Annotated in this window: 15 protein-coding genes; 8 read left to right on the plus strand and 7 right to left on the minus strand. The window is 63.7% G+C overall.

Annotation, left to right across the window (positions count from 1 at the left end):
• The first annotated feature begins 136 nt into the window (after nt 1-136).
• Genes PSV05_RS03385 through PSV05_RS03395 form a run of 3 tightly spaced genes read left to right on the plus strand, consistent with a single transcriptional unit; the run spans nt 137 to nt 4,517 of the window.
• Complete coding sequence (locus tag PSV05_RS03385; RefSeq protein WP_300061488.1) at nt 137-2,470, plus strand: S9 family peptidase; 2,334 nt, start codon at nt 137-139, stop codon at nt 2,468-2,470.
• Nucleotides 2,471-2,490: 20 nt separating this feature from the next.
• Nucleotides 2,491-4,137: an NAD(P)/FAD-dependent oxidoreductase gene (locus PSV05_RS03390; protein WP_300061491.1), complete on the plus strand. Its 1,647-nt coding sequence runs from the start codon at nt 2,491-2,493 to the stop codon at nt 4,135-4,137.
• A complete protein-coding gene (locus PSV05_RS03395; protein ID WP_300061494.1) occupies nt 4,134-4,517 on the plus strand; it encodes a hypothetical protein in 384 nt (127 codons plus the stop codon). The genes PSV05_RS03390 and PSV05_RS03395 overlap by 4 nt, the downstream gene beginning before the upstream one ends.
• 9 nt (nt 4,518-4,526) lie before the next feature.
• Here PSV05_RS03395 and PSV05_RS03400 read toward each other — a convergent pair whose 3' ends face one another.
• Nucleotides 4,527-5,804: an acetyl-CoA C-acetyltransferase gene (locus tag PSV05_RS03400; protein WP_300061497.1), complete on the minus strand. Its 1,278-nt coding sequence runs from the start codon at nt 5,802-5,804 to the stop codon at nt 4,527-4,529.
• 84 nt (nt 5,805-5,888) lie between these two features.
• Between PSV05_RS03400 and PSV05_RS03405 the strand changes: the two genes are divergently transcribed.
• Nucleotides 5,889-6,773, plus strand: coding sequence for a hypothetical protein (locus PSV05_RS03405; protein WP_300061501.1), 885 nt, complete (start codon nt 5,889-5,891; stop codon nt 6,771-6,773).
• On the opposite strand, the gene PSV05_RS03410 is transcribed toward PSV05_RS03405, so the two are convergent.
• The 3 genes from PSV05_RS03410 to PSV05_RS03420 form a co-directional block, all read right to left on the minus strand.
• Nucleotides 6,770-7,363, minus strand: a complete 594-nt coding sequence (locus tag PSV05_RS03410; protein WP_345782234.1) for a superoxide dismutase family protein — start codon at nt 7,361-7,363, stop codon at nt 6,770-6,772. The genes PSV05_RS03405 and PSV05_RS03410 overlap by 4 nt on opposite strands.
• Before the next feature lie 76 nt (nt 7,364-7,439).
• Nucleotides 7,440-8,864, minus strand: coding sequence for a nitrogen regulation protein NR(I) (gene ntrC, locus PSV05_RS03415; RefSeq protein ID WP_300061504.1), 1,425 nt, complete (start codon nt 8,862-8,864; stop codon nt 7,440-7,442).
• Entirely contained in the window at nt 8,857-9,936 is a 1,080-nt protein-coding gene (locus PSV05_RS03420) for an ATP-binding protein (protein ID WP_300061507.1), read from the minus strand. Before PSV05_RS03420 ends, ntrC begins: the two co-directional genes overlap by 8 nt.
• Before the next feature lie 113 nt (nt 9,937-10,049).
• On the opposite strand from PSV05_RS03420, the gene PSV05_RS03425 reads away from it, so the two are divergent.
• Nucleotides 10,050-11,042: a L,D-transpeptidase gene (locus PSV05_RS03425; protein ID WP_300061510.1), complete on the plus strand. Its 993-nt coding sequence runs from the start codon at nt 10,050-10,052 to the stop codon at nt 11,040-11,042.
• A gap of 4 nt (nt 11,043-11,046) precedes the next feature.
• Nucleotides 11,047-11,802 carry a M23 family metallopeptidase gene (locus PSV05_RS03430; protein ID WP_300061513.1) on the plus strand — a complete coding sequence of 252 codons (756 nt, stop codon included), beginning with the start codon at nt 11,047-11,049 and terminating at the stop codon, nt 11,800-11,802.
• A 26-nt stretch (nt 11,803-11,828) separates the two neighbouring features.
• On the opposite strand, the gene PSV05_RS03435 is transcribed toward PSV05_RS03430, so the two are convergent.
• Complete coding sequence (locus PSV05_RS03435; RefSeq protein WP_300061516.1) at nt 11,829-12,593, minus strand: N-acetylmuramoyl-L-alanine amidase; 765 nt, start codon at nt 12,591-12,593, stop codon at nt 11,829-11,831.
• A gap of 160 nt (nt 12,594-12,753) precedes the next feature.
• Between PSV05_RS03435 and gltB the strand changes: the two genes are divergently transcribed.
• Nucleotides 12,754-17,241 carry a glutamate synthase large subunit gene (gene gltB / locus PSV05_RS03440; protein WP_300061519.1) on the plus strand — a complete coding sequence of 1,496 codons (4,488 nt, stop codon included), beginning with the start codon at nt 12,754-12,756 and terminating at the stop codon, nt 17,239-17,241.
• Complete coding sequence (locus PSV05_RS03445; RefSeq protein ID WP_300061522.1) at nt 17,238-18,725, plus strand: FAD-dependent oxidoreductase; 1,488 nt, start codon at nt 17,238-17,240, stop codon at nt 18,723-18,725. The genes gltB and PSV05_RS03445 overlap by 4 nt, the downstream gene beginning before the upstream one ends.
• 119 nt (nt 18,726-18,844) lie before the next feature.
• Here the strand turns inward: PSV05_RS03445 and PSV05_RS03450 are convergent, their stop codons facing one another.
• On the minus strand, nt 18,845-20,221 hold the full coding sequence (locus tag PSV05_RS03450; protein WP_300061524.1) for a tetratricopeptide repeat protein: 1,377 nt from the start codon (nt 20,219-20,221) through the stop codon (nt 18,845-18,847).
• Between the two features lie 668 nt (nt 20,222-20,889).
• Nucleotides 20,890-22,422 (minus strand): ammonium transporter, encoded by a 1,533-nt coding sequence (gene amt, locus PSV05_RS03455; protein WP_345782231.1) that lies wholly within the window; start codon nt 22,420-22,422, stop codon nt 20,890-20,892.
• Nucleotides 22,423-22,692 lie beyond the last annotated feature (270 nt).

Genomic DNA, 22,692 nt, shown 5'->3' on the forward strand with positions numbered 1-22,692 from the left:
CGCCGCAGCATGCACCAATGCCAGTGCCAGGACATCTGGCACAAGCGCGTTGGTCTTCGACTGCTAACCTTCATTGATCACATCGATTTCAACGATTGAGCCCGTCAATCCATTTGGCCTATTTCACGGATTTTCCATGCGCATTGCTCCGCTGCTCGCTGCCCTGTTGTTGACCAGTCTGTCCGCTGCCGCCGCGGAGCCGATCACGCTCGCCCAGGCGATGGCCGATCCCGACTGGATCGGACCGCCGGTCGAGGATGCGTGGTGGCGTTGGGATGGCCAGGCGGCGCAGTACCTGCTCAAGCGCGACGGCGCCAGCATCCGCGACACCTGGCAGGTCGGCATTGATGGCGGCCCGCCGATCCTGCTCGATGGCGCCGCGCTAGCCGATCTTGACAGCAGCGATGCGGTGTTCGATGCGACGGCCACGCGAACCGCCTTCGTGCGTAATGGCGATGTGTTCGTGCGCGACTTGCGCAGCGGTGCGCTGACCCAGCTCACGCGCACAACAGATAGCGAATCGCGTCCGCAATGGAGCCGCGATGGCGGCTTGGTCTGGCGCGTCGGCAATGCGTGGTATCGCTGGGACGGTCGCAACGTGGTGCAGGTCGCGCTGCTGAAAGCCGAAGACGCGCCAGACAAGGCTCCCAAGGCCGATGACCTGCGCGAGCGCCAGCTGCGCCTGATCGATACCCTGCGCGATGACCGTGCTCGCCGCGATGCCGCACGCAAACAGGACGAAGCCTGGCGCGCTGCCGACAAGACCCGCTCACCGGCACCAACCTACCTGGGCAAGGACGTCGACATCGCCGACAGCGCGCTGTCGCCGGATGGCCGCTGGCTGCTGGTCGCCACCACCGAAAAGGGCGCGGACACCGGCACCGAAGGCAAGTTGCCGAAGTACGTGACCGAATCCGGCTACGAGGAATTCGAAGCCGCGCGCACCCGCGTCGGCCGCAACGATCCACTGCCGCAGAAATTCTGGCTGGTTGAAACATCCACAGGCAAGCTGCGCGAACTCAGCATCGACCCATTGCCCGGGATCAAGGACGACCCACTGGCGGCGCTGCGCAAGGCCGCCGGCAAGCCGCCGTTGAAGGGCAACCGCACGCTGCAGGTAGCGGCCCTGCAATGGACCAGTGACAGCCACAACGTCGCGATGATGCTTCGCGCGATCGACAACAAGGATCGCTGGATCACCAGTGTCGACCTGGCTGCTGCAACACTGCAGCCGCGCAATCGCCTGCATGACGATGCCTGGATCAACTGGGGCTTCAACGACTTCGGCTGGCTGCCCGACAACAAGACGGTCTGGTACCTGTCCGAGGAAAGCGGCTACTCGCATCTGTACACACTCGACGGCAGCACCCGCACCCAGCTCACCGATGGCCGCTGGGAAACCTCTGAAGTGCAGCCTGCGCGCGATGGCAGCGGATTTTTTTTCCTGTGCAACCGCACGCAGCCCGGCGATTACGAAGTGTGTCGCGTGCCGGCAAGCGGCGGTGAAGTGAACGAAGTCACTGCGCTGGATGGCGTGGAGAGTTTCAACCTGTCGCCGAACGGAACCAAGCTGCTGGTTCGGCATTCATCGGCTTATGTGCCGCCGCAACTGGCTGTCATCGATGCGGCCGGCGGATCTGCACGCGAACTTACAGATACGCGCACCACTGCCTTCAAGACGCGTCAGTGGATCCAGCCACAGATCGTGCAGGTGCCCAGCAAGCATGGTGCCGGCAGCATCTGGGGCAAGTTGTACACACCGACCACAATGGAAGCCGGCAAGAAATATCCGATCGTGATGTTCGTGCATGGCGCCGGCTACCTGCAGAACGTCAGCGCGCGCTATCCGAACTACTTCCGCGAGCAGATGTTCCACAACTTGTTGGTGCAGCAGGGCTACATCGTGCTGGACCTGGACTATCGCGCCAGCGAAGGCTACGGCCGTGACTGGCGCACCGCGATCTATCGCTGGATGGGCAAGCCCGAGCTGGAGGACTACCTGGACGGACTGGACTGGCTGGTCGACAACCAGCAGGGCGATCGCGATCACGTCGGCATCTATGGCGGCAGTTATGGCGGTTTCATGACCTTCGTCGCGCTATTCAAACAGCCCGGCGTGTTCAAGGCCGGCGCTGCGCTGCGCCCAGTCAGCGACTGGTCGCAGTACAACCACGAATACACGTCCAACATCCTCAACACGCCCGAACTCGACCCCGAGGCCTACAAGCGCTCAAGCCCGCTGGAGTATGCAAGCGGCCTGCAGGACAACCTGCTGATCGCGCACGGCATGATCGACGACAACGTGTTCTTCAAGGACTCGGTGATGCTGACCCAGAAGCTGATCGAGCTGAGGAAAAGCAAGTGGGAGATCGCGCCATATCCGCTGGAACGCCATGGCTTCGTGCATCCCGACAGCTGGTATGACGAATATCGCCGGATCGACGAATTGTTCGAACGGACGTTGAAGTAACACTCGCCCGGACGTCGCCCATGCTTCGCATCACCGACCTCAAACTGCCGCTGGACCACGACGAGGCTGCGCTCGCCGCGGCGATCATCACGCGGCTTGGCATCGCTACCGATGACCTGACCACCTATACCGTTGCCAAGCGCAGCTACGACGCGCGCAAGCACACCGCCATCGTGCTGATCTATTCGCTCGACGTGGACACGCCGCGCGAGGCGGACATCCTGCTGCGCTTGCAGCAGGATTCCGACGCGTTTGGTGGCAAGGTCACGACGACACCGGACACGACGTACAAATTCGTCACCAAGGCGCCGACCCAATTGCCGCTGCGGCCTTTGGTGATCGGAATGGGCCCGTGCGGCCTGTTCGCCGGCCTGGTGCTGGCCCAGATGGGGTTCCGGCCAATCATCCTGGAACGTGGCAAAGCGGTACGCGAGCGCACGGTGGATACGTTCGGATTGTGGCGCCGCAAGGTACTGGATCCGGAATCCAACGTGCAGTTCGGCGAAGGCGGCGCAGGCACATTTTCCGACGGAAAACTCTATAGCCAGATCAGCGACAAGCTGCAACATGGCCGCAAGGTGCTCAGCGAATTCGTCGCCGCCGGTGCGCCCGAGGAAATCCTCTACGTCAACAAGCCGCACATCGGTACCTTCCGGCTGGTGTCGATGGTCGAACGCATGCGCGCGACGATCGAATCGCTGGGCGGCGAAATCCGTTTCAGCAGTCGTGTCGATGACGTGCTGGTCGATACCGATGCAGATGGCGTGCGCCATCTACGCGGGGTGACCCTTGCCAATGGCGAACAGCTGCGCGCCGATCATGTGGTGATGGCGCTCGGCCATAGCGCGCGCGACACCTTCGCGATGCTGCACGCACAAGGCGTGTTCCTCGAAGCAAAACCATTTTCGATCGGTTTCCGCATCGAGCATCCGCAATCGCTGATCGACCAAGCGCGTTTCGGTAAACAAGCCGGCCACCCGTTGCTGGGCGCGGCCGACTACAAGCTGGTGCACCACGCCAACAACGGGCGTTCGGTTTACAGCTTCTGCATGTGCCCGGGCGGTACAGTCGTTGCCGCGGCCAGTGAGTCTGGCCACGTGGTCACCAACGGCATGAGCCAGTATTCGCGCAATGAGCGCAACGCCAACGCCGGCATCGTGGTCGGGATCACCCCTGAGGACTTTGCGCCGTATGGAGAAGGTCCGCTCGCCGGCATCGCCTTGCAGCGGCATTGGGAAGCGATGGCGTTCGAGCTCGGTGGCAGCGATTACTGCGCACCGGCGCAATTGGTCGGCGATTTCATTGGCAACCGCGCATCGAAGCAATTGGGCGCGGTGCTGCCGTCGTACACGCCGGGTGTGACGCTGGGAACGCTGGATGCCGCACTGCCGCGCTACGCCATCGATGCGATCCGCGAGGCATTGCCCGCCTTCGACAAACAGATTCGTGGCTTCGCCATGCACGACGCACTGTTGACCGGTGTGGAGACGCGCACCTCGTCACCGCTGCGCATCACCCGCGGCGCGGACGGCCATAGTCGCAATACGCGCGGGCTGTTCCCGGCCGGCGAAGGCGCAGGTTATGCCGGCGGCATCCTGTCGGCCGGCGTGGACGGGATCAAGGCCGCCGAAGCGGTAGCACGCAGTATTGTCCTGAAGAAAACATGAAACGCGCGACACTGCCGCAATCGCTGGATCCAGCGGACCTGCCGCGCGACCTGCCACGGTTCCGCCACTGGTTCCGTTATCCGCTGCATCGCCATGATTTCCAGCCGTTGTGCGCGGTGCGTGACGAACGGTTGCTTGGCTATTACACGGCCAAGCCCTTGTACGGCCTGCTCGACGCCGCTGGCCGGGTGGACAAGAGCGCCGGCTTCAATGGCGAGATCGCCGGCGTGTTCGTGCCGTCGCCTGCGCGCTCATGGCGACAGGCGGAGTTGTTCTTCACGAAGATGCCGAAAGCCCAGGTCGCACGGCCCGACGGGCAGCGCAACTGGCCGGCGATCCATGCCGCCGCCGAACACGCGTTACACGAACGGCTGGGTTGATGCGCCCGATCAGCGCTCCAAAATCGCCACAACGCCCATTCCGCCGGCGGTGCAGATGCTGACGAGGCAGCGGCCGCCGCCGCGTTGCTTCAATTCCTTCGCAGCTGTGGCGATGATGCGTGCGCCGGTTGCGGCGAACGGATGGCCGGTGGCCAGCGAGGAGCCATTTATATTGATTTTGGCCGGATCGATGTTGCCAAGCGGCGCGTCCAGGCCCAGCCGGTTCTTGCAGTAGTCCTCACTCTCCCACGCACGCAGGGTGCACAGCACCTGCGCCGCGAAGGCTTCGTGGATCTCGTAGAGATCGAAATCCTGCAGGGCGAGGCCGTTGCGCTTGAGCATCTCGGCGACAGCCACGGTCGGCGCCATCAACAGGCCTTCGCCATGCACGAAGTCGACCGCCGCGGATTGCGCATCACGCAAGTGACAGAGCACTTCATGGCCATGGGCAGCCGCCCATTCATCGGTGGACAGAAGGCAGGCAGATGCGCCATCGGTCAGCGGGGTGGAATTGCCCGCGGTCAGCGTGCCTTTACCTGAGGTCTTGTCGAACGCCGGCTTCAGTGTGGCGAGTTTCTCGAGGCTGGAATCCGGGCGCATGATGTTGTCGCGGGCCACGCCGCGGAAACTCACCACCAGGTCGTCGAAGAAGCCGCGCTCGTAGGCGGCGGCGAGCTTGTGATGCGAGGCGACCGCGAGTTCATCCTGCGAATCGCGCGCGATGTTCCATTGCCGCGCCATATCCTCGCAATGCTGCCCCATCGACTTGCCGGTGCGCGGCTCGGCCACGCCGGGGAAATCCGGCTTGAGTTCGCGAAATGAGAAGCCCTTGAAGGCAGCGAGTTTCTGGCCGAAGGTCTTTGCCGCTGCGGCCTTGAGCAAGCGCCTGCGCAACGACTTGCCGTAGACAATCGGCACATCAGACGTGCTGTCCGAACCGCCCCCGATGCCGACCTCAATCTGCCCCGTCGCGATCTTGCCGGCGATATGCACGATGGTGTCCAGCGAGGTGCCGCAGGCGCGTTGCAGGGTGATGCCCGGAGTCAGCGGAGACAGGCCGGACGACAGCGCCGCCTCGCGCCCGAGGTTCCAGTCCGCGGAATGCTTGATCACCGCGCCCATCGCCACTTCGCCAAGTTGCTGCCCGTGCAGGCTGAACTTCTCAACCAGCGCGCCTAGCGTGCGCACCGACATGCCGAGGTTGCCGACATCGGCATAGGCCGTGTTTTGCCGGCAGAACGGGATGCGGACACCGCCAAGGATGGCGACAGGACGACCGTGCAACATCAGGCACCTCGAGGTTGGCCCGCGCCCGCGGGCATAATGGGCCCAGTGTAGCGCCGTCGCGCTGAGCGATAACTCGATAACCGCATGAACTCACTTCAGCAACTGGATTTCCGCGGCGTGATCGCGCTCGAGCTCCGCGACGGTGATCCGCCGAAGCAGGCTGCGTTACGGGCCGATGTCGCGGGTGAGCTGGCCACCCAGCTGGGCCGTGACCTGGCCAAACTTGTCCCGGCGGCAGGCGATTGCGACCTGGCATTGTTCGCCGCGCATTTCGACCCCGCCGAAGTGTTGCGCGCCAGCTGGCCAGTGCATCGGCGGATCACGGAATTGCTGCAACGCGCGCCGGGTCGGTCCATCTCTGGACAGGAACTGCGACCACGTATCGTCGGGTTCGGAGCGGACGCATCAGGCGACGTGCCGCAACCGCTGCGGTGCGATGCCGCCCTGGCCGGTGGCGGGTTGCGCGTGCTTCCGTTCGTGCTGTGTGGCGATGCCGCAGCAACCGCGGGCGCGCAACTGGAAGACGTGTTGCTGGATCGCGGCATGGCCGCCGCCGACACCGCGCTTGCGCTGCAGGACGGCTTCGACGCCCGCATCGAACACGTGCGCTACCTCAGCCTGCACGACCTCACCGCGATGATCGCGATGCAGTACGCCAATGTGGGTCTTGAACCGCTATGGACGCTGCTTGAAACCGCACTGCTGGAACCGGATGCCGAAGCCTGGCTGGATGCCGGCCAGGAGCCGCTCGCGCGTTATGCAGCTGGTGAAGTGCGGATCGCCCTGTTCGATCCATGTGCATGGCGCGCGCGTTATGCGGCAAGCGAAGAAGACGGCGCGAGGCTTGAGCGCGGCTTTGCGATGTTCCAGGCGCGTCAACGCCAGTTCGCCGCGGTGCTTGACGCGCACGGCGTGCCGGTGCAGTTCGCGCATTGCGCGGATGGCAACGATGCCGGCTGCCTGCGCTAGCGCACGACCTTGATCACCCCGCACGCCACCCGCGCACCTGCGTTGCCGGCCGGTTGGCTGGTGTAGTCGTCCGGTGCGGCGTGCACCACGATCGCGCGGCTGGCAATGTCATTGCCGGCACCGCCGCCGAGACTGACACCCATGAAGTGGGTATTGATCTTCGCCACGCCATTGGCGTCGGCGACGAGGTTGTCGCTGTCACCAGCATGGTGGGTGCCCTGCATCGCGCGGCCATGCGGTTGCCCGGCAGGATTGAAATGACCGCCAGCACTGGATGCGTCGGCGGCACTGCAATCGCCTTTCTCGTGGATGTGGAAGCCATGGCTGCTGCCGGGGTTGAAGCCACCGATTTCGCCACTGACATCCACGCCATCACCCCGCGGCACCAAGGTCAGCCGGCCGCTGACCAAACTGCCGGATGCGCTGGCGAGATTGGCCACGGCTCGCTGCGCGGTGCTGGGCCCGGTCATGGGTTTCATCGGCGATGTGGCGGCCGGTTTTGCCGTCGGCGCGGTGCTCGTGCTCGCGCAGCCGGCCAGTGCGAGCATCAACGCGGCGGTCAGGATGTGAAGGTGGCGATGCGTGTGCATCTGCATGGCGAGGCTCCTTGTTGCGGTTCCGGCAAGTCTGCGAGGTACGCAGTTCAGTGTGGATGAAAGCGGCGCATCAGCGACGCTTGCGTGATGTGCCCAGCTTGCGGGTCACCGTATTGCGGCCCAGGCCAAGTCGCAACGCCGCATCGCCGCGATGACCATCGCAATGGTCCAGCGCGGCCTGCAGCAACACCTGCTCGAAATCGCGCTTGGCATCGGCATGCAGGTCCTGCGCACCTGCGGCAAGGCGCGCGCGCGCCCACACGTCCAGCTCGCGTTGCCAAGTCGCAGCGTCGCCATCCGCTTGGCGTGCCGGCGGCAAGGCATCGGCAAGATCGGCCAGGCCGATGCTGTCACCCGGGGCCAGCGCGGCCAACCGCCAGCAGATGTTTTCCAGCTCGCGCACATTGCCCGGCCAGTCGTGCACGCGCATGCGCTCCAGCGCAGCCTTGCCGAGTGTTTTCGTGGGCATCTTCAGGCGCACCGCCGCATTGGCGAGGAAGCGCGCGGCTAGTCGTGGGATGTCCTCGCGGCGCTCGCGCAGCGGCGGCAACGGCAGGCGCACCACATCCAGCCGATGCAGCAGGTCGGCGCGGAAACGACCCTGTTCGACCAGCGTCTGCAACGGCTGGTGGGTCGCGGCGATCACCCGCACATCGACGTGGATCAGTTCGCGGCCACCGACCCGGAAGAATTCGCCTTCGGCCAGCACACGCAGCAAGCGCGTCTGCAGTGCCAGCGGCATGTCACCGATCTCGTCCAAGAATAAACTGCCGCCATTGGCCTGTTCGAAGCGGCCAATGTGGCGTTTGCTGGCGCCAGTGAACGCGCCGGCTTCGTGGCCGAACAATTCCGACTCCAGCAGCTCGGACGGAATCGCCGCGGTATTGAGCGCGACGAACGGACGTGATGCACGCGGCGATTCGCGATGCAGCGCACGCGCCACCAGTTCCTTGCCGGTGCCGGTTTCGCCAGTGATCAGCACCGACAATGGCGCTTGAGCCAGACGACCGATCGCGCGGAACAACGCGCGCATCGCCGGCGCTTCGCCGATGAGCCGTGCATCACCAACATCCGGCGCCTGTTCGAGCGGTATCGTTTTTTTCGACTCGCCATGTAGCAACGCGCGCTCTGGCAAGGCGCGCTGCGCCACCGCGACGGCTTCATCCAGGTCGAATGGCTTGGACAGGAAATCATGCGCGCCGCCACGGAACGCGCCGGCAGTGCTGGCCACGTCGGTATAGGCCGACATCACCACCACCGGCAATTTCGGATGCCGCACCTTGAGTGCATCAAGAAAACCGAGGCCGTCCATGCCTGGCATGCGCACGTCGGTGAACACCAGGTCCGGATGCAATTCGTCTTCAAGCGCCTGCAGCGCCTTGGCCGCGCCGTCGAAGGCGAGCACCGCATAGCCGGCATCGCGCAACGCCTGCGCCAGCACGAAACGCACGCTGCGATCGTCGTCGATGACCCAGACCCGGGCGGTGTCAACCATCGTCGTGAGCTCCTGCGTCGGTGATATCGGCATCGTCATCAAGGGGCAATGGCAACAGCAAGGTGAACACGGTGTGCCCGGGGCGCGAGCGATAGCTCAGCGAGCCGCCGTGTTCGCGCGCGATCTGCTGGGCCAGCGCCAGGCCCAAGCCACTGCCTTCGACGCGACCCGATACCAACGGCAGGAAGATGCGCTCGGCCAGGTCCTCTGGCACGCCACGGCCGTCGTCTGCGATCTCGATGCGCACGGCCAGCCGATGCGGTGCATCGCCGATCAGGATGTGGTGCTCGGCGCGCGTGCGCAGCTGCACATTGGTGGCGCCGGATTCAATCGCATTGCGCACCAGGTTCCACAGTGCCTGGCTCAGGCGGTCGGCATCGCCGGGAAATTCAGGCAGCGAAGGATCGTAATCGCGCTGCAAACGGGTGGCCCAGCCGGCATCGCTTTCGGCCAGGCGCAATACGCGCTCGAGCACGGCATGGATGTTGAGCGGCTCGAATGCGCGCGGCGGTGCCGGCGACAGCAAGCGATCGACCAATGTGGCCAGCCGTTCGACCTCGCCTTCAATCAACTCGGTGAGTTCGAGCGCATCACCCTCGCTGCGCCGCGCCAGCAACTGCGCCGCACCCTTGATCCCGGCCAGTGGATTACGCAGTTCATGCGCCAACCCCTTGAGCGAGGCCGACAGCGCCGAAGGCAGCAGCCGCGCCGGATCGTCGCCCGGGAATTCATCGACCGGGTGTGCCTCCAGCCAATACCCGGCATCACCGGCTTTATCGACCATCGGACTCAACAGCAAATCAGCGAAATGCAGCTCGTCGTGACCGGGAAAAGCCATCTGCATCCGGCGCAGGCGCAGGGCATCGCCACCAGCCTGTTCCAGCGCCGACGCCAGCCGCTGGCTCTCGCGTTCCAGCGCCGACGCCGGCAGGCCAACCAGGCGCCGACGCCCGACCCCGAGCCAGTGTGCTGCCGCGCTGTTGGCACTGCTGATCAAACCCGCCGCATTCAGCCGCAACACCGGCGTGGCTAGCGCGTCGAGGAGTGGATCGGGAATGGCATCGGGCTGCATTGCACTAATTTAGTGCAAACGCCGGCTGAATGCCGGGAACGTACGAGGTGCGGCATTCACATTGCGGCGATCAAGTGCCATGCAGCCTGTGGACAATTACTTGGGGTATCTGCATGAAGCTGCGTTTGAGCACTGCCATCGTCATCGCCATCACTGCCATGCTCGCCACACTGCCGGCATTCGCACAAGATGTGCCGGCCAAGGACGTACCTGCTAACAGTGAACCTGCCATTCCGGCGACGCCGGTCGCGGTCCCCGAAGTCACTGTCACTCCTGAACTGCGCGCGCAGATCCTGCTTGAGCGCGCCTGGTTTTCGCCGGGTGAGATCGACGGAAAATGGGGTAGCAAGAGCCGCATGGCTCTGGCCGGCTTCCAGCAGGCACATGGCCTGGAGATGACCGAAACACCCGATGAAGCCAGCCTGGCCGCACTGGATGTGGACGCTGCGCAGGTATTGGTCAGTTACACGATTTCCGAGGCGGATGTTGCCGGTCCGTTCTTGCCGACACCGGCCGGCCCGCAGGCGAAGTCGAAGATGAAGTCGCTTCCCTATCAATCAGCAGCCGAAGCCCTGGGCGAAAAATTCCACGCCAGTCCGGCGCTGCTGCGCGCTCTGAATCCGGGCGTGCCGCTGGACGTGGCCGGTGGAATCCTCAAGATGCCGAACGTGCAAGACCTCGCGCCCTTGGCAGTGGCCGCGAAGGTGGTCATCGACAAGTCCGATTCCGTGCTGCGCCTGCTGGATGCCGACGGCAAGGCATATGCGGAGTTTCCGATCACCAGTGGTTCTTCGGAATTCCCGCTGCCGATCGGCGAGTGGAAAATCGAGTCGATCAATCCAGATCCCTGGTACAGCTATGACCCGAAGCTGATCGTCGGTGCGAACAAGAACGACCCCAAGGCGCTACTTCCTCCCGGACCGAACGGACCGGTCGGCACGATGTGGATGGCCTTGTCGAAGCCGCATTACGGGATCCACGGCACGCCCGAACCTGGCCTGATCGGACGCACCCAGTCGAGCGGTTGCGTGCGCCTGACCAACTGGAGCGCGAATGCGGTCTCCAAGGCGGTCAGCGTGGGCATGACCGTGAGCATGCAGGAATAATTCGATGCGGGCCCGACGCCAGGCATCGCCCCTTCGCGGATTGCTGCTGTTCCTGTTGGGTGGCTTGGTGGGCGCCAACGCCACCTACTTCGTCATGACGCGCAACGCGATGCCGAAGCAGCCTGTCGCGGCCATTATCTCCGAAAGCGGGCAGGCGAAAGCGCCATCACCAATAGCTGGCAAGCCACCGCCCATCAAGCCAGGCGATACCGATTCGGTCCAACACGATTCCGGACCGATATTGCCGCCACCCGTAGCCAACATGCGCGGCACGCCGATGGCTGTCGAGCCTGCTCTCACGACGACGACACCCGTGGCTCCGGGCAACAGTTTACTGATCCCAGTGCAGGGCATCGCCGCGTCGCAACTGAGCGATACCTTCACCGATGCACGCAGCGCGGGCCGTTCGCATGACGCGATCGACATCATGGCGCCAGCCGGCACGCCGGTGCTTGCGGTCGCCGATGGCCATGTCGAAAAACTGTTCACCAGCAAACTTGGCGGACTGACCATCTACGAATTCAACCGCGATGGCTCACTGGCGTATTACTACGCCCACCTGCAGCGCTATGCCGACGGCCTGTCCGAACAACAGGCCATCACGCGCGGGCAGGTGATCGGTTATGTCGGTTCCACCGGCAATGCCAATCCGGAGGCGCCGCACCTGCACTTCGCGATCTTCGTGCTCGGCCCGGAAAAACAGTGGTGGAAGGGTGAGGCGGTCAATCCGTATCCGCGGCTGGGTGGCGCGCCACACTGACCCAGCAGCGGATCGGCGCGGGCTGATCAAGGGGTTGTCGCGAACACCGAGGCATTCAACGCGTACAAGATGCGCAGGTCTTGTGAATCGAACGTCGCCTGTGGGTCATCACCATCGTCTTGCGCGCGGTAATGGCGATGGAACGCGCGAACCGCCGCCGCCCGATCACGCACTGAATAGCCGACTGCCGCCATCGCCAGCCATGGATCAAACCCGGATGGTGGATCGACCAGTTCGCCTTGCGGCCAGCGACCGAAGCCGGCATCAGCCAGTGTTTTCCACGGAAAGCGTGCGCCCGGATCGACCTTGCGGGTCGGCGCCAGGTCCGAATGCCCAATCACCTGCCTGCGCGGGATGTTCAGGCGCGTGCACAAGTCGTCCAGCAGCCGCATGACCGAGGCGATCTGCGCGTCGGTGTAGGCCTCGCCGCGTTCGTTGTCGATCTCGATGCCGATGGATGCCGAGTTGAGGTCGGTGATCGCACCCCACGAGCCACCACCGGCCTGCCAGGCGCGCTTGCTGTCGTCGACCAGCTGGTAGATGTGGCCGTCGTCGCCAACCAGATAGTGCGCGCTGACCTTGCCGCCGCGATTAGCGCTGCGCAGGGTATCCAGGCTTTGCTTGACCGATTTTTGCTCAGTGGCGTGCAAAACAATAATGACTGGGCGGCGCTCGTCGAAGTTCGGCGACGGCACCCAGGTCGCCATCGGGTTGTGGGTGGGCGGTGCATGCGCGCAGGCGGCCAGCAGTGCGGCGCACGACAGCAGGGCAATGGACAAGGGCTTGTTCATCTCAGCATTGAAGCGGCGCATGCCATGTATTGCAACCACGAGGTCTCGTTACCACCGCACATCCAAGTCAAACGGTTTCGTCCGCAACGATTGCGCACGTGGTGCTTTCATCGACTAAGCTCGGGAAATGCTGCACTGCAGCGCAACTCTTGGGAGCGCGATGAAAGCAGCATCCCCAACTGGGCTGTACGACCCCCGCGACGAGCGGGACGCGTGTGGCTTTGGACTGATTGCACAGCTTGACGATGCGCCCAGCCGCGCGCTGGTCGATGCTGCGCTGGTGGCCTTGGCGCGCATGACCCATCGCGGTGGCGTGGCCGCGGACGGACTGAGTGGCGATGGCTGCGGCCTGCTATTGAAGCAGCCGGATCGGTTCCTGCGCACGCTGGCGCGTGAAGCCAAGATTCCGCTGGGCAGCCAGTTCGCAGCCGGCCTGGTATTCCTGTCGCACGACGAGGCGCTGGCAGCGCAGGCACGCGAAACACTTCGCGCTGAATTGGCCGAAGTGCAATTGGCGATTGCCGGTTGGCGCATACCACCGCTCGACAGCGACGCCTGCGGCGCATCCGCACGCAAGACCATGCCGCGCATCGAACAGGTGTTCGTCACGCCCTTGCTCGATGTCGAAGGCGCACGCCCCACGCCGGATGCATTCCGGCTGGCGCTGTACCTGGCACGTCGCCGCGCCAGCCAGCGATTGCGTGATGTGATGGATTTCTATGTGGTCAGCCTGTCGCCGGACAGCATTGGCTACAAGGGCATGGTGCTGCCGGACCGACTGCCACAATTGTTCCCGGACTTGCAGCGCGCCGAACTGGAAACCAGCGTGGTGGTGTTCCACCAGCGCTTCTCGACCAATACCAGTTCGCGCTGGTCGCTGGCGCAACCGTTCCGCATGCTCGCCCACAACGGTGAGATCAACACGATTGCAGGCAACCGCGGCTGGGCACAGGCGCGTGCGCATACCTGGCGTAGCGAACGACTGGACCCGCGCGAATTCGACCCGGTGATCGAATGCGACGGCTCGGATTCGCAAAGCCTCGACGCCATGCTCGAACTGCTGGAAACCGGCGGCATGGACGCACTGAAGGCGATGCGCATCCTGATTCCGCCGGCGACCCAATCGCTGGAATACAAGGACGCCGATCTCGCCGCGTTCTACGAGTACTACGCGCTCAACAGCGAGCCGTGGGACGGGCCGGCTGGCATCGTCCTGTTCGATGGTCGCTACGCCGCCTGCACGCTGGACCGCAACGGGCTACGCCCGGCGCGCTGGCAGCTGGGCCGTGACCGCCACTTCATGATCGCTTCGGAAGCCGGCGTGTGGGACGTGCCGGTATCCGACATCGTGGCGCGCGGCAAACTCGGACCCGGGCAGATGATCGCCGCCGACCTGCGCGACGGCACCCTGCTCGACAGCGATGCAATCGATGCGATCAACCGCGCGCGCGCGCCGTACAAGCGCTGGCTGCGGCAAGGCATGACGTACCTGCACAGCGAACTGATCGATCCCGGCCTGGTCGATGAGCCATTCGATGTCGGCACGTTGGCGGGTTACCAGAAACTGTTCCAGCTCACCCGCGAGGAACGCGAAAAAGTCTTGCGTCCATTGGCCGAAGCCGAACAGGAAGCGATCGGCGCGATGGGCGACGACGTACCGATGGCGACGCTTTCGCAGCACGTGCGTCCGCTCTACGACCGTTTCCGGCAAGCCTTCGCGCAGGTCACCAATCCACCAATCGACCCATTGCGCGAGGACTGCGTGATGTCACTCGCGACCCAGCTGGGGCGCGAGGGCAATGTGTTCGTCGATGCCGCCGATACCGTGCACCACGTGCACCTGAATTCGCCGGTGCTGTCGCAACGCAAGCTGCGCCAACTGCTGGCGATGCCGCCCTACCAGGACGCGCATCGCTACATCGAGCTCGGCTTCGATGCCGGCGAAGGCCTGCGCTGCGCAATCGAACGCGTGTGCGCACAAGCCGAAACAGCGGCTCGCGAAGGCGTGTTGCTGCTGATCCTCAGCGACCGTCGTCCACGCCGCGGGCAGTTGATGCTGCATGCATTGCTGGCCACCGGCGCGGTGCACCAGCACCTGGTGCGCAAGGGCCTGCGTTGCGACATCAACCTGGTCGTGGAAACCGGCACCGCGCGCGATGCGCACCACTTCGCCTGCCTGGTCGGGTTCGGCGCGACGGCGGTGTATCCGTATCTCGCCTACCAAACCCTGCACGATCTTGGCGTGCGCGGGATCCTGCTGACCAAACATGGCGACCGTCCTTCGGCAGAGACGGCGCAAATCGGCCGCAGCTACCGGCGCGGAATCAAGAAGGGCCTGCTCAAGATCATCTCGAAGATGGGTATCAGCACCATTGGCAGCTATCGCGGCGCACGCCTGTTCGAGATAGTTGGACTGGACCGCGAAGTTGTCGACTTGTGCTTCGCCGACACACCCTCGCGGATCGGTGGCGCCGATTTCGACGTGCTGCAAGAAGATGCGCAACAACTGGCCACGAAGGCCTGGGACAATAATCAACTGCCGGACATCGGTGGTCTGCTGCAGTACTCACCGGACGGCGAATACCACCAGTTCAATCCCGACGTGGTGCAGGCCCTGATGCGCGCGACGCAGACGGGTGACACCTCGGATTGGACGCGTTATGCCGATGCCGTGAACAATCGGCCGCCTGCCGCGCTGCGCGACCTGCTGGCGCTGGATACCGACAACTGCAAGCCAATCGACATCGACCAGGTCGAAGACATCAGTGCCATCGTGCGCCGCTTCGACACCGCGGCGATGAGCCTGGGTGCGTTGTCGCCGGAAGCGCACGAGGCGTTGGCCATCGCGATGAATAGGCTGGGCGGGCGCAGTAATTCCGGCGAGGGCGGCGAAGACCCGGCGCGTTACGGCACCAACAAGGTCTCGAAGATCAAGCAAATTGCGTCGGGGCGCTTTGGCGTCACGCCCGAATACCTGGTCAATGCCGAAGTGCTGCAGATCAAGATGGCGCAGGGCGCGAAGCCCGGCGAGGGCGGCCAGTTGCCCGGCCACAAGGTCAACGAACTGATCGCGCGCCTGCGCCATGCCAAGCCCGGCATCGGCCTGATCTCGCCACCGCCGCATCACGACATCTATTCGATCGAAGATCTCGCCCAGCTCATCTTTGACCTCAAGCAGGTCAATCCACAGGCGCTGGTGTCGGTGAAGCTGGTCAGCCATGCCGGCGTCGGCACGATTGCGACCGGCGTCGCCAAGGCGGGCGCCGACCTGATCACGATTTCCGGCCACGACGGTGGCACCGGCGCCAGTCCACTGTCGTCGATCCGCTATGCCGGCGTGCCCTGGGAACTGGGCCTGTCCGAAGCACGCCAGGCGTTGCTGGCGAACGACCTGCGAGACCGCGTGATCGTGCAGGCCGACGGCGGCCTGAAGACCGGTTTGGACGTGATCAAGGCTGCACTGTTGGGCGCGGAGAGTTTTGGCTTTGGCACCGCGCCGATGATCGCGCTGGGTTGCAAGTACCTGCGCATCTGCCACCTCAACAACTGCGCCACCGGCATCGCCACCCAGGATCCGCAACTACGCGCCAAACACTTTACCGGCCTGCCCGAACGCGTCGAGAACTTCTTCCGTGGGCTGGCCGAAGAGGTTCGCGGCTATCTTGCGCAACTCGGCGTGCGCACGCTGGGCGAAATCGTCGGTCGCACTGACCTGCTGCATCAGATCGACGCGATGGAAGCCACCGGCGAGCGCATCGACCTGTCGCTGCTGCTGGCCAGCGATGGACTGGTGCATGGCGGTCATTGCGGCACGCCGGCATTGGCCGTCGATCCGAAAGGTCTGGCTGCTCAGCTCGAACACGATCTCGAAGACGTCATCGCGCACTCGCGCGGTGGGCAGTTCGATTACAGCATTAGCAATACCGACCGCAGCATCGGCGCGCGCCTGTCCGGACGCATCGCGCGCCAGCATGGTGACCACGGCATGCGCGATGCGCCGATCAATTTGAATTTCAATGGCACCGCCGGCCAGAGTTTCGGTGCGTTTCTTGCCAGCGGTTTGCGACTGTCGCTGGAAGGCGAAGCCAACGATTACGTCGGCAAGGGCATGACCGGTGGCCGCATCGTGATCAAGCCGCCGAGTGATGCGCGCTTCGTGGCTTGCGATACTCCGATACTGGGCAACACCTGCTTGTATGGCGCGACCGGTGGCGAACTCTACGCGGCTGGCCATGCCGGCGAACGCTTCGCGGTGCGCAATTCCGGCGCGGTCGCGGTGGCCGAAGGCGTTGGCGATCATTGCTGCGAATACATGACCGGCGGCGTGGTCGCGGTGCTTGGCCGCACCGGCCTGAACTTCGGCGCCGGCTTCACCGGTGGTATGGCCTATGTGCTCGACCTGGATCGCGATTTCGTCGATCGCTATAACCACGAGCTCATCGATATCTTGCGCATCAACAACGAGGGCTTCGAGGCGCACCGATCGCATCTCAACGACTTGCTGGAAGCGCACGTGGCGCATACCGGCAGCGTGTTCGGGCAACGCATTCTCGATGACACCCGCGATTTCCTGGGCAAGTTCTGGCTGGTCAAGCCGAAGGCGGCAAGCCTGGAGTCGCTGGTGGAAACATTGAGGAATGCAGCGTGAGTAAGCGACCGCTTTTCGGCTTCCGTGATCAGTCGCGAGAGATGCCCGTGCGCATTCCATTGGAATTGCGCCAGCAAGGCAACTGGGGCGAACTTTACGGGCGCTTCGGGCAAGTCGAGGCCAAACAACAAGCTGGCCGGTGCCTGGACTGCGGCAATCCCTATTGCAGCTGGGGCTGCCCGCTGCACAACCGCATTCCGCAATGGCTGGAACTTGCCCGCGAGGGTCGCATCCATGAAGCGGCGGCGCTGTGCCATGAAACCAATCCGCTGCCCGAAATCTGCGGCCGCGTGTGTCCGCAGGATCGCCTGTGCGAAGGCGCGTGCACGCTCAACGATGGCTTCGGCGCGGTCACCATTGGCGCGGTCGAAAAATACATTGTCGACACCGCGCTGGCCGAAGGCTGGAAACCTGATCTGAGTCACGCACCCGACACCGGCAAGCGCGTCGCGGTGGTCGGTGCCGGACCGGCTGGGCTTGCCTGCGCCGATCGGCTGCAGCGTGCCGGTATCCAGGCAACCGTGTTTGATCGCTACGAACGCATCGGCGGGCTACTGCAATTCGGCATTCCCACGTTCAAACTGGAGCGCGCGGTGATCGACCGCCGCCACGAAATCCTGACAGGCATGGGCGTCGAGTTCCGGCTCGGCGTGGAGATTGGGCGCGACATCGGCATGGATGAATTGCTGCGTGATTTCGATGCCGTGTTCCTCGGGCTGGGCAGCTATCGCTACACCGACGGCAAGCTGCCGGGACAGGACTTGCGCAATGTGTTGCCGGCGCTGCCATTCCTGGTCCAGAACGGGCGGATCGTGATCGGCGACTCCGTTACCAATGAAAGCGGCGAAGGGCGGCCGATTGCCGGCTGGGAAGACCAGGTCGAACTGCCTGACCTCAACGGCAAGCGCGTGGTGGTGCTCGGCGGCGGCGATACCGGCATGGACTGCGTGCGCAGCGCGGTGCGCCTCGGCGCGGCCAGCGTCGCTTGCCTGTATCGCCGCGACGAAGCGAACATGCCGGGCTCCGCGCGCGAGGTCGCCAACGCGCGCGCGGAAGGCGTCGAGTTCCTGTTCAATTGCCAGCCGCTCGCATTGCTTGGCGATGACACGGTGACTTTCGTGCAAGTCGCACAGACCCAGCTTGGCGAACCCGATGCGCGTGGCCGCCAGTCGGCAGAGATCGTCCCAGACAGCGAATCGGTGATGGACGCCGATGTGGTAATCATCGCGTTCGGCTTCCAACCGGATCCGCCAGATTGGCTGGCAGCGCACGACATCGCGTTGGAAGCGAACGGCCGCATCAAGGTGACGCCAGCGCCCACTTGCAAGACGCGCACGAGTGCATCAACAGCGCTGCCTTACCAGACCAGCAATCCGAAGGTCTTCGCCGGTGGCGATGGCGTGCGTGGCGCCGATCTTGTGGTCACCGCGACGTATGAGGGGCGCGAGGCGGCTGCGGGGATTGCGATGATGCTGCTCGGCTGAGGCCGCAACGACAAGGTCGCCTTCCGGCCAAAAGCGGACGGTCGCACTAGCAGGTTGCCTTCCGGAAAGCGGACGTTCGAGTGAACCGAAGGGAGTGCAAGCTTGAGTGAGGACCAAGCCTACTGCGGCAACGTCAGCTTGAACTCGATCTTGGCCAGTTGCTCCGGCGCTTTGCCGAGTTTGCGCAGCAGCGGCAGCCAGCGTGGATCGCTGTGCAACTTGGCCAGCATCGGTTCGATGGTGATCGTGGACAGGTAGGGGTCGTGATTGGCGCTGGCTTTATCCAGCCATTCAAAGGCCCGATCCGCCTCGCCGCGGTAAGCCAATGCTGTGGCGATAAAGAAAGCCTGGTCCTTGCCGTATTTGGCGATCAGCGTGGCCAGCGCGGCATCGGACTCCGGTTTCCGCCCCAGCGCGTGCAACACCGGCACCAAGCCCTCAAGGCGAATCGACTCATCCGCCTCGGCTTGCATTTCTAGCAAGGCACCGGCGGTGTCGCCCTTGAACAGCAAAGCCAGCCCGAGGGTCTCATGCGCGCTGCTGAAGCCCGGACTTAAGGCCAGTGCCATGCGTAGGGAGGCGATGGCCTGATCCCAGCGACCGGCTAAGTAGTAGGTACTACCCAGATTGTTGTACCCGAGCGGGTTGGCCGGATCGTGCGCGACCAGGTACTGATCAAGCGCAGTGGATTGGTCCAGTCGGCCGAGGCCAGCCAAGAAGACCCCGGCGTTATTGAGCACTTGCGGGTCGGAAGGATCCAGCGCCAGCGCTTGTTGAATCTGCTGCGCGGCCACGACGAGGTCGCCATCAACGTCGGAGGCAATCCGGCCCAGAAAAGAGTGTGCCACCGCATTGTCCGGATCGCTGGCCAGCGCCTGCTGGGCCGCTTGCCGCGCCAGCCCATAAGCTTCGGCTGCAGGGCGATCACCATAACCGCCCTGATTGATGTACACCTTCACCAGCCCGGTCCAGGCGCGCGGCTCGCCGGGCGCAATCGCCAGTGCCTGCTGGTACAGCGTGACCGCCTGTGCACGGCTGGCGGTCGATTGTTGATCGCTGAAGAATTTGGCCTGCAGGATCAGCGGATAGGCTCTGGCATCGACCGGCCGCACGGTCGGGGCCGCGCCCAACAGGCTGATCTTGAGCTTAGCCACAACGGTGGCGGCGATTTCGTCCTGTACCTTGAAGATGTCATCGAGCGTGCGGTCGTAATTTTCCGACCACAGATGCGAGTTGTCGGAGGCGCGAATCAACTGCACGGTGATGCGCACGGTGTTGCCGGACTTGCGCACGCTGCCCTCGAGAATGGCGGCGACGTTGAGCTTGCGGGCGATGTCCTGGATGTCGACTTCCTTGCCTTTGAAGGCAAAGCTGGAAGTGCGGGCGATGACTCGCAACTTCGGCACCTTAGCCAGCAGATTCAGCAGTTCTTCGGAGATGCCGTCGGAAAAATATTCGTTGGTCTTGTCATCGCTCATGTTGACCAGCGGCAGCACTGCAATTGACGGATCCTTCTCGACGGTCGGGATCGGAGCCAATGCCGCCGGCATCGGAACGGCCGGGGTCTGTACTGGTTGCGGTGCATGTGCCATATGCCAGAGCAAGCTGCCACCCAGAATCATCAACACGGTCAGCAACAGCAACTCATTGCGCGTCAATCGCTGCTCGCCACGCTCGCCGTGGTACCACGCCAGGATCAGCGTAACCAAGAAACCGATTAACGCGATCGCGACCGCAATTTGCATGACCAGCGGCGGCCAACCGTATGTTTCGGCAAGCAGACTCAATCCCTGCAATAACACCCACGCTCCTGCCGCGTAGGCCACAGCCCACTGCACCAGCTTGCGCTGCTTGAGACGCTCTAAGAAATCCCCCACGCACCACATCCCCGGAGAGCTTGCAGATGGTCAAGTGTAGCCTTTCAGTACTCATTCCTGCCCTGCATCGACCCAACCTGGCCGCCCCTTTCCTGCCGTTCAATCGAACAGCCGCGAAACGGTCGTTCGCGACCGGCAGTTATGGGTCGAGAGCCGACAAATGCACATACTGCTTTTGCAACGCTTCGCCAAACGAACAATCGGCCTGCGCACGTGCGGTTGTCCTCCCGGATCGTGTGTTTCAAAAACAGCGACGGCATCCTTGCCGTCGCCTTCCCCTGACTCGTTCAGGACTCGTAAGCAGTCTCGCCATGCGAGCTGATGTCCAAACCTTCGCGTTCTGCCTCTTCGCCGACTCGCAGCCCGATGGTGTGCTTGATCAGCAGGAACGCCAGCAACGAGACGCTACCCGATAGCGCAATGGTCACCAGCACGCCCTGCGCCTGGATCCAGACCTGCGAGGCAATCGAGTAATCCGGCAACGTGGTTTCGGTGACGTAGTCCCACAGGCCGGCACCGCCGAGTGCGGGTGATGCGAACACGCCGGTGAGCAGCGCACCCAAAATCCCGCCGATGCCGTGCAAGCCAAACACGTCGAGCGCGTCGTCTGCACCAAGCAATCGCTTCAACCCACTCACGCCCCACAGGCAGACCACGCCGGCCAGTGCACCCATCACCAGCGCAGCACACAGGCCGACGAATCCTGCCGCAGGCGTGATCACCACCAAACCTGCCACCGCACCGGATGCTGCGCCCAACATCGACGGTTTGCCCTTGCCCAACCACTCTGCGGTGGTCCAGCCCAGCACCGCCGCGGCAGTAGCGAGGAAGGTGTTGACGAAGGCGAGTACAGCCACGCCATTTGCTTCCAGCGCCGAGCCCGCATTGAAGCCGAACCAGCCGAACCACAGGATCGATGCACCGACCATGGTCTGGGTCAGGTTGTGCGGCTTGATCGCCTCGCGTCCGTAGCCGACGCGCTTGCCGATCACGTACGCGCCCACCAGTCCGGCGACCGCGGCATTGATGTGGACCACGGTGCCACCGGCGAAATCGAGTGCGCCCTTGGCGAACAGGAATCCCGATTGCGCCAGCACGGCCGGCACCACCTCATTGCTGGTGAACGCATCCGGGCCCGGGAAGAACCAGACCATATGCGCCATCGGCAGGTAGGCGAAGGTGAACCAGATCACGGTGAATACCAGCACCCCAGCGAACTTGACGCGTTCGGCGAACGCACCGACGATCAGCGCGCAGGTGACGCAGGCGAACGCGCCCTGGAACACGAAGAACACCAGCTCGGGAATCACCACGCCTTTGCTGAAGGTCGCGCTCATCGCGGCGGGCGTCAGCCCGTTGGCGAACAGCCGGTCCCAACCGCCGATGAAGGCGTTGCCAGGCGTGAACGCGAGCGAATAGCCGTACAGCGCCCACAGCACCGCCACCAGAGAAAACACCAGCAAACATTGCATCAGGATCGACAGCACGTTCTTGCTGCGCACCAGCCCGCCGTAGAACAGCGCAAGCCCCGGCAAGGTCATGAAGATCACCAGCGCCGAGCACATCAGCAACCAGGCGATGTCGCCCTTGTTGGCGAACGGCACGGCCACGTCCTGTGCGAATGCCGCAGGTGCTACCGCCCATATGCCACCGAACACGTCGCCGTTGGTGCCGGCATGCGCGCCGGTAGAAGTTCCTACAAGAACAAGCATCCCGACCATTGCGGGGGTGATGCGGGTACGTACGCGGCGCGGGCGAGAAAGCTTGCGCGTGGTCGCGTCCGTGCACAGGTTGTGTGTAACGAAGGATTTGGACGACATGACACAGGCTCCTCAAATGCGGCAGCCCTCCCCGGTCATTGGTTCCGCTTTATTTCTGCATCGCAGAGCTGATTTTCAGCCTGCTTGCTGCGAGCGTCGATCGCGTTGTGCGCTCCTTGTCGTCAGTTGGTGCCACTTCACTTCGCGCGGCGCCGCCGCGCATATCCTGAATCGCACCCTCTCCGTCAAAAGGGCCGGGAGGCGCGTCCCCGTCGGTACGCGCTCCCGGTCCGGTCCGATCCTCGCCGGGGAGGGAGCAAAGCAAGGATC

This window comes from Thermomonas sp. (genome assembly GCF_029945965.1).
Taxonomy (GTDB): Bacteria; Pseudomonadota; Gammaproteobacteria; order Xanthomonadales; family Xanthomonadaceae; genus Thermomonas.